Raw genomic sequence first — 15,952 nt, 5'->3', positions numbered from 1 at the left:
CGCCGATCCGCGGCGCGATATCCGCCGTGGTCAGCCCGATCGCGTCGACGAAGCGGCTTTCGAACCGGCCGTGGATGCTGCGGTCGCGGGTGTAGCCGTTCGGGTTGGCGCCGCGCCAGCCGTCGGAATGGATCGATACGTGCAGCGGCTGCGAACCGTCGCCGATGTAATGGCCCAGCAGGATCGCCTCGAACGCGCATTGCTGTTCGGGAACCGATACGTCACCGCCGCTGGCCCGCGCCGCGCGGACCGCGCGCATGCACACGATCAGCCGCTGATAGGCCTCGACCGCGGCATAGGGCAGCGTGCCGGTCCAGCGGACGTTGGTGCGCGCCGCGGTGGCTGGGTCCGCGTCCTTGATCGCGAGATATCGCCTGTACAGCGCCAGGACGAATTCGTGGCGCGATCGCGGGATCGGCCTCAGGAAGGTGAATTGTTCGCGGAACCAGCCATGGTTGGGATCCTCCGCGATCTTCGAGAACCCTTCCGCATCGTCGCGCCACGTGTCCGGCAGCGAGGCCGATGCCGCGATATAGTCGACATGGCGGCGCAGGAAGACCGGGCCGTCGTTCGGGATCGCCTGGATCGCAGCGCGGTCGATCACGGCATGTGCCCTGACCCCCCAGGCATGAGCGGTGACGGGGACGGTCGCGACGGCGAGAGTGGTGGCGAGGGCGGCGGCGAGCGCGAGGCGGCGCATGGCGGTTCCTTTCAGGGATCGAGCGGGTCGCGCGGGTCGACGCGATCGGCGGCGCGCGCCGGGCGGAACACCAGTTCGGTCGGCGACACCCGCCGGACGACCCGGCCGGGCTGATAGCCCAGTTCCGCCGCGTTGCGTTCGGTGAAGCGCGCGCTCTCGATGTAGCTGCTCTGCAGCGGATTGCAGATGATGATCGTCTCGACATCGGCCGGCGCGTGCATCCGCGCCAACAGGCGGCTGGCGTTGCGCAGATTGGTGGTGGTGTGCCGGGCGTAGGGTTCGCTGACGATCGCGTCGGCTGGGATGCGATAGCGTTCGATCAGTGCCTTGCGCATCTCATCCGCCTCGGTGAACGGCGTCGCGCGCGGGTGCGCGCGGCCGCCGCTGACGATGATGAACGCGATGTCGCCCTGCGCGAACCGCTGCGCGGCGAGGCGCAGGTGGTATTTGCCGAACGGGCTGAGCCGCTCGCCGTCGATCTCCGGTCCCACCCCGGTCACGATCATCGCACCGTAGCGATAGCGCCGCCAGTCGAGCGTTTTCGTGCGCGCCATCGCGGCGGCATTGGCACCGCCGGACAGCGGCTCGTGCCCGATCGCATCGGTGCGATCGCTGACGTCGAGCAGCGCCAGCGCATAGTCGATGCTGGGGTCGAACGACTGCGCCGATCCCGCGCGGGGCGCGTCGGCCAGCCAGTCGGCGGCCTGGAGGCGGGCCTGACGATCCTGCGGTGACAGCGTGCCAGGGCCGTCGATCGCGGTGGCGGGCGGGGCGCCCAGCGCGTAGGTGCGCACGATCACGTTGATACCGGCGATCTCGCGATCGGCCTGCGCGGCGGGGCCGTCGTCGGCGTCGGTCAGCGTCGTGGCGGCGGCGGCGCTGCGCACCGCCCCCGCCTCCTGGTCGTTCCACAGCAGCGCCTGCGCCCGGCAGGTGAGGTCGGTGCCGCACGCCGCGCGGCGCGCGCGTCGGCCCCGCAGGATGGCCTGCATCCCCGGCGCCGTCGCCAGACGCTCCAGCGCCGCCGGATCGCGTCCGGCCGCATCCAGCAGCGGGAACAACCGTGCCGACAGCGCGGCCAGCTGGCCGTCGCCGACCACCCCCGCCGTAGCGGGAGCGGCCAGCGCCGCCAGTGTCGCCGCGCCGGCGCAGAGCAATGCCCGCATCACCAGCTGCGGCTGACGATCAGGCGGAAGTTGCGGCCGAACAGCGGGCGCCCGTAGATCGCCTGCGACGTCCCCTGACCCGCGAACTGATCGGTGCGGGTATTGCCCTCCGTCAGGCCATGGGCGTTGAACAGATTGTCGCCCACCACCTGCAGATGCCATGGCCCGCGATCGACCGACACGCCCGCACCGGTGGTCTGATATCCCGGCATCGCGGTGCGGTTGAACAGGTCGACATAGCGCCGGCCGACCCATTCGTACCGGCCGAACACCGACACCCGCTGTTCGCCCAGGTCGAAGTCGAAGCTGGGCCGCAGGTTGCCGAAGAACTTCGCCTCGCGGATGATCTGCTTGCCGTTCACCGCCGCCGGATCGGCGCCTGACGTGTTCTGGAGGTTGGCATATTCCGGATCCTGCCACGTCACCGATCCGGTGAGCGAGAACCAGCGGACCGGCGCGACGCGACCGTCCACCTCAACGCCCTTGACCGACGCCTCGCCGATGAACGGCAATACCTGGTCGTTGCGGCCGGTCACCGGGTTGAACGCCGCGAACGAGGCGTTGAAGGGGTTGAACTTCGTGTAGAAGCCGGTGGCATACAGATAGTGCGGCCCGAAGCTGGCCTTCAGCCCGACCTCATACTGCCGCGCCTTGGTCTTGACGATCGCGGCGTTGATACCGGTGACGACGCCGAGCTGCGGCGGCACCTCCAGGTTCGAGATGCGGCCATAGGCGCCGAAATTGTTGCTCAGGTCGTAATTCACGCCGACCGTCCAGTTGGTCGCGCTGGGTTTCAGCCGCTGGTCCAGCACCTGGCCGGTGAAGGCGCGTGTGGTGTCGTCCGCCAGCGTCGTCGCGTCGCCCAGATTGACCTGCGTGGTCGGCAGCGCGATCCCCTTGTAGCTGTAGCGTTCGGTGCGGATGCCGCCATCGACACGCAGGCCGTCGGTCACTTCCCAGGTGTCGTTGGCGTAGAAGGCGATCATCTGCGCATCGCCCTCGCCCTGGTTGAGCGTGGTGGTGTAGCGCAGCACGCCGTTCTGCGTCACCGAACCCAGCACCTGGCCGGTCGCGGAATAGGCGACGAGGTCCAGCGTGCGCGGCTGGCTGCGCACCTCGATCAGCATGTCCTGATACGCCTGACGCAGCGTGTTGCCGTAGAAGGCGCCGTATACGCCGACGCGCACGTCATGGGTGCCGATCCCGGTTTCGAACTTGCGCGTGACGCTCACGTCGCCCTGGACCGAATAGAAATCCGATTCCGACGCGCGATACTGGCCCGACATGACCAGCCCCGATGCGGTGGCGGGATCATAGACCGACGCGCCGTTGGTGCCCGCGAAGGCATAGCCCAGGCGCGCGACATTGGCACCGAACGCGGTGCGCGCGGCGGTCAGGTAATTGGCGGCGAAGGTGTTTGCGTCGGCCGGGTTGGTGGTGGAATAGAAGGCGTCGAAGCTCGACTTGCCCTTCGTCCCGCCCAGTTTCGCGGCGACCTCCCACCCGTCGAAATCGGCATCATAGTCGATCGCGGCGTTGAAGAAGCGCATATGGCGCCCGTTCGACAGGTCGCGCTGCATCGTCTGCAGCGCACCGGCGCCGTCCCGATACTTGATGTTGACGTTGCGCAGCGACGGCGAGTTCAGCGTGCCGGTGAAATAGTCGATGTACGGGTTGAGGGAAACGGACGGGTTGCGCGGATCGTTGGTCGGGATCGGCAGGTAGAACAGGTTGTGGTCGTTGACATACTCGACCGATACCTTGACCGAGCCGTTGCTGAGATCGCGCTTCAGGTTGGCGCGGATCTGACCGCCCTTGTCGCTGGGGAAGCCGGCGTAACGATAGCCGTCATGCTGGCGCAGGAAGCCGCCGATCGCGAAATAGGTGTTCTCGCCGACCGGACCCGACTGCATCGCATCAAGCCGGTAGAGGCCGGTGTCGCCCAGCGTCACCTGCGCCTTGCCGCGCGCCTGCGGGCCGCCGGTCACGGTGATGTTGTTGGCGATCGCCGCCGCGCTGCTGGCGTAGATCGGCGCCGGGCCGCCGCGCACGATCTCGACCCGCTCGGTCATCAGGTCGTAGCGGTTCATGCCTTCGCCGGAGTTGAAGAAGACGCCGTCGATCTCGTGGTACAGCGGCAGGCCGTCCTGCTGGAAGATCAGGTAGCCGCGATCGGTCGGGATGCCGCGCACGCGGGTGACGTTCTGCACCTCGCCGCCGGTGGCCTCCACCTGGATGCCGGGGACGGTGCCGAGCAGGTCGGCGAAGCTTTTCGGCGCGACCTTCTGCACGTCGGTCTGGCTCAGCGAGTTGACCGCGTAGGACACGTCGAAGCGCCGCTGCGCGCGTGCCGAGCCGGTGACGATGATGTCGCCTTCTGCCGGCGCGTCGGCATCGGCGGCATCCTGTGCCGATGCGGTCGCCGTCGCGGTGCCGCCGGTCGCCGTCGTGGTGGCGGTCTGCGCTGCGGCCGGAAGGGCCAGCAGGGCCAGCGCCGCGACGGCACAGCCGGCGGCGAGTTGATACTTCTTCATCGGAACATTCCCCCTGGAAACCCTGTCTGTTGTCAGCGCCGATGCTGCCCGCGCATGACGGAATTATTTATTCCGGCGAAAATTAATCGCGAGATGCCGGATCGGCTGGTACCGGCCGCTCACCATGCGACGCGCCGAACAGACATTGCTGGACGAGGAGAAGCGGCTGCTGTGGCAGCTGCGGACCGGCGGTGCGCAGTCACGCTCCGCGCTTGCCCGCACGTTGCAGCTGAGCAACGCGGCGGTATCGCGGCTGACCCACGGCCTGCTGGCGCGGGGATTGATCGAGGAATTGCCGGCAGAGGCGCTGGCGGGGCGCGGCCGACCCACGGTGCCGCTGCGGGTTTCGCCGGCCGGCGGTTATGCGATCGGGCTGGCATTGTACGCCGGGATTCTGGAGATCGCGGTGGTCGATTATGCCGGCGGGGTCATCGCCCTGACATCCGAGACGATCGAGCTGACCGATCCGCCGGGCTTCGCGCGGCACGTCGACCGTCGCATCCATCAGCTGGCGCTGGAGCATCGCCTGCTCGGCGGGCGGCTGTACGGAGTCGGCTTCGCGGCGCCGGGGCCGGCGCTGTCGCGGGACGGAAACCGGTGGCACATCGTGCGCAACCTGCCGGGGTGGAAGGACGCGCCGCTGCGCGACATCTTCGAGGGGGCGTTGCAACTGCCCGTCTGGATCGAGAATGACGCGACCGCCGCTGCGCTGGCCGAATATTATCTCGGTGGGCTGATCCGGCGCTGCACCACAGCGGTGGTGATCCTGCTGGGGCATGGCGTCGGTGCGGGGATCATCCACGAAGGGCGGCTGATGCGCGGCGAATCCGGTAGCGCGGGGGAAATCGGCATGTTCTACCCCGGCGATCTGCCGCGCCCCACGACGCTGGACCTGATCGCGACGCTCCAGGCCGCGGGATGCAGCGTCCGTTCGCTCGCCGACTTCGAAATGGCGATCCCCGGTTACGAAGCGGTCATCGAATGCTGGCTGGATCGCGCCGCCGATCAGTTGCTGACGACGGTCAATTCGGCGCTGGCGTGGCTGGAGCCGGGCGCGATCCGCCTCATGTCACCGCTGCCGGCGGCGATCATGAACGGACTGGCGGAACGGCTGAACCGAGGCGCGGTCGTCTGGGGCGATCACACCGCCGAAAGCGAGACCGGACGCTGCGCGATCGAGATTTCGCAGCTGGGCGGGGCCGGCTCGGCGCTGGGCGCTGCGCTGTTGCCGATCCATTCATCCATCACGAGAAGCTGATCGCAGGCGTTCGGGTCGTATCTGGTCGGCGCGGACCTGACGCTCGGTGAGCTCCTCTGGCCAGGGCAGGTCGAACATCAGCGATTCGACCGCGCGCGCCATCGCCGGCGACGTCTGCAAGCCATAGCCACCCTGTCCCGCCAGCCAGAAGAAGCCCGGCGCATCGGGGGCGAAACCGGCGGTCGGCACCTTGTCGCGGACGAAGCTGCGCAGTCCCGCCCAGCGCGTCGCCACGCGCCCGACGGTCAGCGTCGTCGCTTCCTCGACGCGCCATGCGGCCAGCGCGATGTCGTAATCGTCGGGCTGGACGTCGCATGGCTCGCATGGGGTCACATCCATCGGGGAAGCCAGCAGCCGGCCGGCGTCGGGCAGCATGTAGAAGCCGTCCTCGCTGACCGTCTTCAGGAACGGCCAGTCGGCGGTCGCCAGCCCGTCCGGCGGGTCGAAGCCGATGATCGTGCGGCGCAGCGGCGTGAGGCCCAGTGGGCGCACCCCGGCCATGCCCGCCACCGCATCCGCCCAGGCGCCCGCCGCGTTCACGACGATGCGCGCCGAGTAGGTGGCGCCGGGCGTGTCCACCGTCCAGCGATCGCCATCATGGGCAAGCCCGGTCACCGGCGAATCGAACCGGATCGTCCCGCCCGCCCGGCGAAAGGCGCGCGCATTGGCCTGCAGCATCGCATCGGCGTCGAGCTTGCGCCCGCCGGTGTCGAGGAGGGCGGCCACGACCCCGTCGTCGCCGGTCTTCAGCACCGGGACGATCGCGGCGGCGGCGGCCGCGTCGATCCGCTCGATCGTGTCGACGAAGCGGTCCATTTCGCCATGCAGCGCCTCCAAATCAGGAAGCGACGCGCGGTCGGCGATGAACAGCGCGGGCTTTTCGGTCCACAGCGGACCTTCGGCATAATCGGCGGGCGGGGCGGCGAAGAAGTCGCTGCTCGCCGCCGTCATCCCGCGGACCGCATCGTTGCCGATGCCGAAATGGTAGAAGGTCGCGCTGCGTCCCGACGAATGATAGCCCAGTGCCGATTCACCCTCCAGCACGACCGCGCTGGCATGGCGCGCGATCCGTGCCGCCGCGGAAATGCCGGCGATACCACCGCCGATGATGATGACGTCCACACGCTCGGGCATTGCCGCATTCTCTCCTGGGCATCGCGTCGGACACCGAATGGTCAGTACCGGTCGAAGACGTCCGCACTGACGCAAAGCGAACGTCGAGGTCTCATGGCATCGTGCGCTTTGACAAGCCGGGCGCTGTCGGACCAGATGGGTAGCATCCACGCTATCACGGGCGGCCGATGGACCTGAAGCATCTCGAAGATTTCGTCAGCCTGTGCGACACGCGCAGCTTCTCGCGATCGGCGGCGGCGCGCAACGTCACCCAGTCGGCGTTCAGCCGCAGGATCCAGGCACTGGAAACCTGGCTGGGCGCGGCGTTGATCGACCGCAGCACCTATCCGACGTCGCTGACCCCCGAAGGCCGGCTGTTCCGCGAAACCGCGGACGAGGTGCTGAACCTGTTGCAGGACGCGCGCGACGACACGCTGTCGCGTCGCCAGCTGTCCCGCCGCACGATCAGCTTCGCCGCGCTGCACACGCTGGCGCTCAGCGTCTTTCCCGACTGGCTGCGCGATATCGAGCAACTCGTCGGCCGGCTGAAGACCGATGTGCTGGCCGACAATTTCCACAACTGCGTGCAGTCATTGGTCGAGGGGAAGAGCGACTTCCTGATGACCTTCCACCACGATGCGATCCCGCTGTCGATCGACCCGGAACGGTTTCCGTTCGTCGTCCTGGGCGAGGACCGGCTGCTGGCGGCGTCATTGTGCCGCGATGGTCACGCGCTGTTCGCGCTGGACGATGGTGCGCCGCTGCTGGCCTATGGCGCCAATTCCTTCCTTGGCCGCATGAGCGTCCATGCGGCGCGGACGGCGCGGCTTCAGCTTACCGCCAGCCACGTCAACGACAATGCCATCGCCGAAATGCTGAAGGCGATGGTGCTGGCCGGACATGGCATAGCATGGCTGCCCGAAAGCCTGATCCGGCGTGAACTGGCCAGGGGGGAGCTGTGCGACCTGGGGGCGGACGTGCAGATGCAGATCCGCATCTATCGCTCGCTCGATCGGAACAGGGCCGCGGTCAATCGCGTGTGGGAAGCGGCGCGCACCTTGCCGGCGCTGGGCGGGCAGGGCGCTACTTCGTCGGCGGTGCCACGCGGATGACGCCCACGCCGTCCTGAAGAAGGATCGTCGTGCCGAGCGCGGCGGACAGCTTCTGGAGACGGGTAAGGATGCGGTCGCCGTGCGCGCGCGATGCCATCCGCGGCACGCCGCGATCGGCGCCCTTGATGTCGACCCCCAGGTCGATCGGGTAGAGCCTGATCTCGCTCAGCGCGCCGTTCGTGTAGCGCGTGATCGCGATCACCGATTCATACAGGTTCGGATCGCCGAACGTCCGCGCATTGCGGGCCTGTAGCAGTTCCGGGACGGTCGCGCTGTCGGGGCTGACGCCGAACTGGTCGTACATGTCGGCCGGCACCGCATCGAGCGAGTTGTTCATCATCGCGAAGTTGCCGAGCGAATAGAAGATCGGCCGCCCCTTGTAGATCTCGATCCCCCGCAACTGGTGCGGCCCATGGCCCATATAGGCGTCGGCGCCGGCATCGATCGCGGCATGGGCCAGTTCCACCGCGAAGTTCGCGGGTTCCTGGAAATCGTTGCCGGGTTCGTGATTGTGCACCGAATAGATCACGAAATTGCCGTTCTGCTTCGCCTGTCGGATGGCGCGCAGGTTGGCGGCGAGGTCGCTCGCGTTGATCCGGTAGCGATAGTCCAGATACCGGCCGCCCGTGCCGCCCACGGCGAAGCGGTTGCCGAACAAGGTGACGCCGTCACCGACGCGGCCATCGGTACGCAGCGGCGACTTGGCGGCGACGGCGGCGAGCGCGGCGAACTGGTCGCGCGTGACGAGCGCGGTGCGCACCGTGCGCAGCGCGTTCACCCCGGGACGTCCCGCGACGTCCCCGGCCGCGTCGCTCGCACGGGACATCGGCGTGAACGTCGAGGTGGCCGAAACGAGCGCGACCCGCCCCCGCGCGACATCGACGTACCGCGGCGCCCGCGCCGCCGACAACGTGCCGCCGGTCCCCGACCAGGTCAGGCCGGCATCGTCCAATCGGCGGCCGGTTTCGGCCATCCCCTCCACGCCCCAGTCGGTCGCATGGTTGTTGGCATGGCTGACGAGGTCGAAGCCGAGCGCGGCCACGTCCCTTGGCACGCGCGGGTCGGCGAGCATCCAGGTGCCGCCCGATTCGGCCTGCGCGACGGCCTTGGTCGTCGCTAGGTCCAGCACGGTAGTCTCGAAATTGCCGAACGTGACGTCCGCGTCGCGCAGCAGCCGCAGCATGTCGGGGCTGCGCGCCTCCAGCGTCGCACGCATCGGGCGCAGGTAGATGAGGTCCCCGGTCGCGGCCAGGGTGAAGTCGCCGGCGATCGGGGAGGTGGGGACGGGCGTCGTGACCAGCCGGTCCTGCGCCACCGCCGATGGCGCCAGCGCCGCGAGCGCAGCGCCCGCCGCGATGCTGCGCACCACCGGCGGGATCACTTCGCCCCCGCAGCGGCGAACAGGATACCCAGGCCGATTCCCATCCCCTTCAGGCTGGCGGGTTTGTCGACGTCGATCCATTCGTCCAGCGAGTGCGCGCGGCCGCCCGACCCGCCAGAGCCGATGGTGATCGCGGGGATGCCCAAACTCATCGGGATGTTCGAATCGGTCGACGACGCCACCAACTGGGGCGTCAGGCCGCCGGCACGGATGACGCCATCGGCGATTGCGACAATATCGGCGGTGGCCGGCGTGCTGCCCGCGGGACGGTCCCCGATCACCTTGAGGTCTGCGGCGACCTTCCCCTCGCGCGTGCTGCGCGCGGCATTCTCGCTATCGACCCCGGCCTGCACCACCGCCTTGAACTGCTGCTCGACCCTAGCCAGCGCGCCGGGATCCTCGGACCGCATGTCGAATTCCATGAAGGTTTCGTTGGGGATCGAATTGACCGACGTGCCGCCGCCCACGACGCTGGCGGCGTAGGTCGTCTTGGGAGATGTCGGGACCGTGATCTTGTACAGGTCGACCGCGGCCTGGCTCATCGCGACCATCGGATTGACCAGTCCGAACGCGCCGTAGCTGTGCCCGCCCGGGCCGGTATAGGTCACGCGGTAGCGTTTCGACCCCACGCCGCCGGTGACGATCCGCGCGGCATCGGTGCCGTCCATCGAGATGAAGGTGCGGATGCGGTCGCGATACGCGCTGCGCGTGAACAGGTGTCGCACCCCGCGCAGGTCGCCCGGCCCTTCCTCCCCGACATTGCCGACGAACAGGATATCGGTGCCGACCCGCACCTTGTTCGCTTTCATCGCGCGGGCGTAGGCGGCGATGACGGCAAGGCTGCGCGTGTCGTCGCCGATGCCGGGTGCCGACAGCCGCGTGCCGGTGCGCCGCACCTTGACCGGCGTGCCCGTTGGAAAGACCGTATCGAGATGCGCCGCCAGCACGACCACCGGGCCGCCGGCGGGCGCGGTGCCGCGATACAGGCCCAGGACGTTGCCCTCCGCGTCGATCTCGACATTCTCCAGCCCGGCCTGTTCCAGCATGGCGCGATAGGTGGCGGCGCGCGCTGCTTCCTTGAAGGGCGGGGCGGGGATTTCCGTCAGCGTGACGATATCGTCCACAACGCGGTCGTGCTCGCGGTCGATCTGGGCGATCGTGGCGCGATAGCCGGGGCTGGCGAGCACCGCCTGGGCGTGCGCGTCGGACGCGTTGGCGGCGGCAACAGCAAGGATTTGAGCGACGATCAACGACGACGACATGCACGGCCCTCCCAAGCGACGACCGGCAAGAGCGCGTCGTCCGCTTCCTCTATCAAGGACGCCGGATCGGGTTGGAAGCGAAGGTCGCGCAATGCGAATTTTCGCGCACGGGTTCGCATTGGCCACCGCGATCCGTCATAGGCCGGTCGATACAGGGAGAGGTGCGATGTCGCGGTTGACGCAGCATGCCGTTGCGCGTGCCGATCTTTGCCGGCTGGTCGTCGCGATCACCGGCGACGCCCCCCCCACCGACGCCGCGCTGCGCGCCTTGCTGGACGACCGGCGGACCGGCGCGCTCGCCTGCGAACTGGAGGCAATCTGGCATGTCGTGGGAACGCTGTCGCCGGCCGGGCCGACGGGATCGTCGCACGCGACATAGGCGCGCAGCCGGGCGTGCAGGTGCGCCATGGCGAGGACCATGTGCTTTTGCACCATGCGCGGCGTGATCGACAGATGTGCGGCCACGTCCGGGGTCGTCATCTCGCGGTGCCGGCGCAGGCGGAACACCTCCGCGCAGCGGGGCGGCATTTCGGCGATCGCGTCGGCATAGGCGCGTTGCAGATCGGCAAGCCGGCGCGCCTCCTCCTGCTCGGGACGCACGCACAGATGATGCTCGGCGATATCGTCCAGGGGAGCCGCCGACGCCAGCGGCGTCCGGCGTCGCGCACGGTCGATGATGATGTTCAGCGCGATGCGGTAGAGATAGCCCAGCGGCTGCTCCACCAGATGGCTGCGCGAGAAGGCATAGAAGCGAAGGAACGTTTCCTGAGTGATGTCGTCGACATCCTCCGCCTGTTTCGTCCGCGCCGCGACGAACAGCCAAAGCCGCCGGCCATAGGCCTCGAATATCTGTCTTTCCCCCTGCATGACCGGATGCTGCCGGTCATGCAGGCGGCCGTCCAATGCCGATGTCGAACGGGTTATTCCAGATTTGCATGACGTCCGCGCATAACATCGCTCAGCGTCGGCGCTCGAACCGGACGTTGCGCGCGCGTTCGATGCTGACGGTCAGCGCGATCACCCGGCCGGCGCCATCGCGCACGAAGCGGACGAGGCCGTCGTCACCCTGGAAGGCGTCGCGATAGACCGGCGCCAACGCGCGCACGTCGCCGGGGCGTTCGCGAATGGTCCATGTCAGCCCTCCGCCGGGCCGGGCGGCGATGTCGTAGGTCGCGCCGACCTCGTCGCTGGCGTAGGTGCCGATGTAATCGGTGGTGACGAAACTGCTGGCGGCGACGGGCGGGGTGCGCAGATACACCGCGACATTGCCGTCCCGCCCGGTGAGTTCGATGCGGTCGGCCGACACCACCCGGCTCTCGTTCGCATTGTAGCGCGCAAGGTCGAGCGGGATCCCCGACGCCCGATCCACGAAGAGGCCATCGAGCGTCTTCGCCGTTCGCGGCGGTTCGGCGTAGGGCGGCAGAAACAGTGCGGCGACCTTCCGCCCCATGCCGCTGTCGGCATCGCTCGCATTGCACAGCATCGCGATCGACAGGCGATAGGCGGGGTATCGCCCCAGCCACGCGCGATAGCCCGCGGTCGATCCGGCGTGGGCGATTTCCTCCGTGTCGTGGAAACGGTAGTTGAACAGCCCGCGCCCATAGGTCAGCAGGCGGCCGTCGCGCAGCCGGCTGCGCTCCGACAGTTTCTTCGTGACGAACGCGCCCAGCGCGCCGCCGTCCAGCGCCCGGTTCCAGATCAGCAGATCCCCGACCGTCGTCAGCAGGCCGCCGTTGCCATAGGTGTTTTCGAACGGCATCTCCTGCCGATATCGCCCGCCCGCCTTGTCATAGGCCTGCGCACGGCCCGGCACGATGCGACGGAAATCGTCGCGCCACTGGCTGTGCGTCATGCCCAGCGGCTTGAACAATACGTCCTGACTGTAATCGGCCAGCGATTTCCCGCTGACGCGCCGGACGACTTCGGTCAGCAGGTTGTAGCCGGTGTTGGTGTAGCTCGATTCCGCACCCGGTGCGTAATTGAGCGCCTTTTGTCGCACGATGATCGCCAGCGCATCGGCCTGGTCATAGGCGCGCGTCGTGCGCGGCCAGCCGCCTAGCCCCGCGATCCCGCCCCAGTCGCGCAGGCCGCTGGTGTGGTTCAGCAACTGGTCGATCGTGATGACCCGGCCATAGTCGGGGAGCTCCGGGATGATCGTGCGCACATCGGTGTCGAGCGTCAGCTTTCCGGCCTCGACCAGCGTCAGCACCGCGGCGGCGGTGAACTGTTTGGATACCGATCCCGCCTCGAACACGGTGTCCGGGCTGTTGCGGACCCCGTGTTCCAGGTCGGCCATACCCCAGGCGCGGGAAAGGACGGTCCGGCCGTCGCGATCGACCGCGATGGCGCAGCCGGGGGAGGTATTGGCGGCCCATTGGGCGAAGATCGGATCGACCGCCTCCCGCGCGACCGATCGCAGCGCGACCGGCTGCGCGGTCGCCTGCGCGGTGACGGCCAGCGTTACGCCGATAAGCAGACCATGCCGTATCATCACCCCAACCCCCTGTTCGTGAAACGTGTCAGAACGCGATGCGCGCAGCCATCGAGAAATACCGGCCCATCTGGTCGTAATGGATCTGGCCCGTCGTCGTCGGCGGCGCATCCTTGTCGAACACGTTGGTGACGTTGGCGGACAGCGTCAGCCCGTCGATCCGCACGCGCGCGCCGAGATCGAGATACGCCTTGGCCGAAATCGCATTGTTCTCGATATCCAGCAGGTGGTTCCACAACCCGCCGCCGACATAGCGCACGCGGGCATCGGCGCCGAAGACGCTGTCGTCATAGGTAACGGTCAGGTTGCCGCGCCAGTGCGGCGTGCCGAAGGGCACGGCCTCGCCGACGTCGCCGACATATTCGATCCTGCTGACGCCATCGTCGGTCGTCAGGCTGTCGACATAGGTCGCCAGCCCGCGGACGCGCAGCTTGCCGGGCAGCGATGCCGACACGGTGCTGAGCGGCAGATCGTACGACGCCTCGAAATCCAGGCCGTTCGTATGATATTCGGCCAGGTTGACGAACGTCGCGAAGACGGTGGTGATGACCCCGTTCGCGCGGACGATCTGACTGCACAGCGCGGCATTGCCGTTGGCGCAGCGTGTGACGATGTCCTGGCCGCTCAGTGTCGCGATCGCGCCCTTGATGCGGATGTCGAAATAGTCGACCGACAGGTTCAGCCCGGGCACCGACGATGGCGAGAAGGTGCCGCCGATCGTCGTCGTCCGCCCGATTTCGGGCGCCAGGTTCGGGTTGCCGCCGCCGAAGGTCACGATCTGATAGGTCGTCTTCGTCGTCGGATCGGCGATGTTCGATTGCGTCGTCGATCGCGTGTTGAACAATTCGGTGAGGCTGCCCGAGCGGATGTCGCGCGACGTCGACACGCGCAGCAGAAGATCGTCGAACACGCGGTCGGTGACGCCCAGCTTCCACGACGTGACGTTGCCGGTGTTGCTATAGTGGCTGTAGCGACCGGCGGCGCTGAACTCGATCTTGCTGAACGGCTGGTCGAGGAGCGGTACGGCGACCTCGCCGAAACCCTCCTTCACGTTGAAGCCGCCGTTGATGAGCGAGAAGTTGAACGTGGTGAAGGCCTGGGCGGCGGACAGCGGGTCAAGGTCGCTCGACGCGATCGATTCCCAGCGCGCCTCGGCGCCGACCGCCACCGACACCGGACCTGCCCATAGCGAGAAGGGATCGCCGCGCAGGCTGACCATCGCGGTGTCCAGCTTGGTCGTGTTGCGCACGTGCGCCCCCGACGAAAAGGCATAGGCGACCGCCGCCGGATCCGCATTGCCCTCCCCGAACAGGTTGAGCGGGCGGCACGCGGTGGTCGGATCGGTCAGCGCGACGCGGCAGATCGGCGCGCCGCCGGCGGGGTTGGCGACCACGTCGATCGCGCGGTTGAAATTGGCGGTGACCTTCTGGTTCAAATACCCGCGATCGTCGGACAACTCGCCGTGCCCGTAATAGGCGCTGTAGCGCCAGTCGCCACCGGCGAAGCTGCCGTCGACGCCGATCGCGGCGTCGACCGTCTCCCGCGTATAGCCGTAGGTGCGATAGCCGTAATCCTCAAACACGCGGCCGAACCGGAAGCTGGTCTGACCCGCCGCGATCAGCCGGTTGCGGACGGCGACCGGCAGGAAGGGATTGTCGCGCGAGATCGTGATGTTGTCGCGATTGCTCTCCGCATAGAACGGATATTGCGCGCGCATCCGCGAGTAACTGGCGTCCGTCCAGACAGTCGCATCGCCGACGGCGAAGCTGAGCCGCGCATAGCCGTTCAGCCGCCGGTAGGGCGCGGCTAGCGCGGTTTCGTCGCGCAGGCTGGTACCTTCGCCGCCGACCATCACCGCGCTGCCGCGTGGATTGCCGTAGATGAACGGGCGCAGCGTTCCGTCGCGGTTGAACGTCTGGCCCGCCAGTACGCCGCTGGTGATGAGGCCGCCGACGCTGGCGTTCGAATAGTTCACGTCCGGCGCGATCACGAACGCATGCGCCGATCCGGCCGGGTTGGTGTAGAGCGTCGTGCTGCCCAGGTTCGGCCGGGAATCGCGGTCGAGCACGCCCTCGTCATCGAAATACTGCACGCCGACCATGAAGTGGCCGCGTCCGCCTGCGAAGCGCGTGCCGAACGTGCCGTCCACCCCGTAGCGAAAGGCATCCCCGCGCGAGGAGACGCCGGTCGTCGCGCCGATCGCCAGCCCGTCGAGCTTCGTGTCGAGCAGGATGTTGACGACCCCGCCGACCGCGCCCGATCCCCATGCGGCCGACGCGCCGCCGGTGACGACTTCGACCCGGCTGATCAGCCCCTGCGGCACGGTGTTGAGGTCGCCCGACCCAGTGAAGCGCCGGCCGTTGAGCAGCGTCAGCGTCCGCGTGGTGCCCAGCCCGCGCAGATCGGCGGGCGACGAACCGGAGGCGGTGCCGGAGAAATTGGTCGTCGGCGTGGTCGTCGCGCGGAATTGCGGCAGATCGTTCAGGACCTGCGCGATGCTCGGGCGATTGCCGACCAGCAGCGCGTCGCCGCCAATGATCGTCGTGGGGGTGGGGGCGTCGAACCCGGCACGGTCGATGCGCGATCCGGTGATGACGACGTCCGGATTGGCTGCTGCATCGTCTTCCTGCGCCGTCGCCGACGCGACCTGGGCGAGGGCGTTCGCATCGGTGGCCGATCGCGCCTGTGCCGCGCCGGCGCACACCACCGCGCAGGCCGCGGCGGCAGGCCACAAGGAACGCCGATAGGTCGTGGTCGTCATGCTGTCCCCCCGAACGAATGTCGCACCCCGGTGCGGCCAAGTCGAAGGACAGGACGTTGCCACCGCACGTTTCCGAACGCTGGGCGCGGATTTTTTGAAGTTTTCGTGACGGGCGGTGTGCAGGCTTAAAAGCGGTCCTGTGTCAAATCCGCCCGCACCAGCGCAGCGACGGCA

At 68.0% G+C, this 15,952-nt stretch carries 10 protein-coding genes; 2 read left to right on the top strand and 8 right to left on the bottom strand.

Going from position 1 to position 15,952, the window contains the following annotated elements; genetic code table 11:
* Positions 1-711: 711 nt before the first annotated feature.
* Positions 712-1,866, bottom strand: coding sequence for a YdcF family protein (locus tag COA07_RS15215; protein WP_096641312.1), 1,155 nt, complete (start codon positions 1,864-1,866; stop codon positions 712-714).
* Positions 1,866-4,400 (bottom strand): TonB-dependent receptor, encoded by a 2,535-nt coding sequence (locus COA07_RS15210; protein ID WP_066706717.1) that lies wholly within the window; start codon positions 4,398-4,400, stop codon positions 1,866-1,868. Before COA07_RS15210 ends, COA07_RS15215 begins: the two co-directional genes overlap by 1 nt.
* Before the next feature lie 124 nt (positions 4,401-4,524).
* Between COA07_RS15210 and COA07_RS15205 the strand changes: the two genes are divergently transcribed.
* Positions 4,525-5,658: an ROK family transcriptional regulator gene (locus COA07_RS15205; protein ID WP_066706709.1), complete on the top strand. Its 1,134-nt coding sequence runs from the start codon at positions 4,525-4,527 to the stop codon at positions 5,656-5,658.
* Here COA07_RS15205 and COA07_RS15200 read toward each other — a convergent pair.
* Positions 5,638-6,792 carry an NAD(P)/FAD-dependent oxidoreductase gene (locus COA07_RS15200; RefSeq protein ID WP_066706707.1) on the bottom strand — a complete coding sequence of 385 codons (1,155 nt, stop codon included), beginning with the start codon at positions 6,790-6,792 and terminating at the stop codon, positions 5,638-5,640. The genes COA07_RS15205 and COA07_RS15200 overlap by 21 nt on opposite strands.
* Positions 6,793-6,959: 167 nt before the next feature.
* Here COA07_RS15200 and COA07_RS15195 point away from each other — a divergent pair, with 167 nt between their 5' ends.
* Entirely contained in the window at positions 6,960-7,883 is a 924-nt protein-coding gene (locus COA07_RS15195; protein WP_066706704.1) for a LysR family transcriptional regulator, read from the top strand.
* Here COA07_RS15195 and COA07_RS15190 read toward each other — a convergent pair.
* The 5 genes from COA07_RS15190 to COA07_RS15170 all read right to left on the bottom strand — a co-directional run bounded on the left by COA07_RS15190 (position 7,855) and on the right by COA07_RS15170 (position 15,778).
* The gene (locus tag COA07_RS15190) at positions 7,855-9,264 is read right to left on the bottom strand and encodes a CapA family protein (protein ID WP_245842187.1); all 1,410 of its coding nucleotides are present in this window, start codon (positions 9,262-9,264) and stop codon (positions 7,855-7,857) included. The two genes, COA07_RS15195 and COA07_RS15190, sit on opposite strands and share 29 nt — an antisense overlap.
* Positions 9,261-10,526 carry a M20/M25/M40 family metallo-hydrolase gene (locus COA07_RS15185; protein WP_066706701.1) on the bottom strand — a complete coding sequence of 422 codons (1,266 nt, stop codon included), beginning with the start codon at positions 10,524-10,526 and terminating at the stop codon, positions 9,261-9,263. Before COA07_RS15185 ends, COA07_RS15190 begins: the two co-directional genes overlap by 4 nt.
* A gap of 135 nt (positions 10,527-10,661) precedes the next feature.
* A complete protein-coding gene (locus tag COA07_RS15180; protein ID WP_141396553.1) occupies positions 10,662-11,393 on the bottom strand; it encodes an RNA polymerase sigma factor in 732 nt (243 codons plus the stop codon).
* 91 nt (positions 11,394-11,484) lie between these two features.
* A complete protein-coding gene (locus tag COA07_RS15175) occupies positions 11,485-13,017 on the bottom strand; it encodes a serine hydrolase domain-containing protein (protein WP_066706694.1) in 1,533 nt (510 codons plus the stop codon).
* Between the two features lie 28 nt (positions 13,018-13,045).
* The gene (locus tag COA07_RS15170) at positions 13,046-15,778 is read right to left on the bottom strand and encodes a TonB-dependent receptor (RefSeq protein WP_066706691.1); all 2,733 of its coding nucleotides are present in this window, start codon (positions 15,776-15,778) and stop codon (positions 13,046-13,048) included.
* Positions 15,779-15,952 lie beyond the last annotated feature (174 nt).

The sequence above is a fragment of the Sphingomonas adhaesiva genome (assembly GCF_002374855.1).
GTDB classification, from domain to species: Bacteria; Pseudomonadota; Alphaproteobacteria; order Sphingomonadales; family Sphingomonadaceae; genus Sphingomonas; species Sphingomonas adhaesiva.
The sequence above is the reverse complement of the archived record's forward strand: the minus strand, read 5'-3'. Positions and strand labels throughout refer to the sequence as shown.